Source organism: Brevibacillus sp. YAE8 (genome assembly GCF_057543335.1).
The window spans coordinates 1-532 of record NZ_BAAIYG010000162.1; the positions used below are offsets into that span (position 1 = coordinate 1).

The window sequence follows — 532 nt, forward strand, 5'->3', positions numbered from 1 at the left end:
TCGAATAAATTATTGAGAAATTTCAGAAAATAATATTGACAATCCTACCCGCGGACTTTAATATAACAATATATAATGTTATATAACGTTATATAATAAAAACGGGGAGTGAAGGATTTGAGTCAGGCCACAGCAAAAGTAAATCGTGAGGTTCAAGCTTTCTTGCAGGATTTGAAAGGGAAAACCATTGATCATGTATTCTTTGTCGCATGCGGAGGGTCTTCTGCCATTATGTATCCGAGTAAGTATGTGTTTGACAGAGAGTCAAAATCAATAAACTCCGACCTCTACAGCGCCAACGAATTTATTCAGCGTAACCCTGTTCAGCTTGGTGAAAAGTCTCTTGTTATTTTGTGTTCGCATTCGGGAAATACCCCGGAGACAGTCAAAGCTGCTGCGTTTGCAAGGGGCAAGGGCGCACTTACGATTGCGATGACGTTTAAACCGGAGTCTCCTTTAGCGCAGGAAGCGCAATATGTTGCCCAGTACGATTGGGGTGATGAGGCGCTTGCGATCAATACAAACTATGGCG

General features: G+C 42.1%; 1 pseudogene. It reads left to right on the plus strand.

Features of this window, described 5'->3' with window-relative positions:
• Window positions 1-117 precede the first annotated feature (117 nt).
• Window positions 118-532: pseudogene (frlB, locus tag AC27IT_RS28160) on the plus strand (fructosamine deglycase FrlB); the annotation flags it as partial.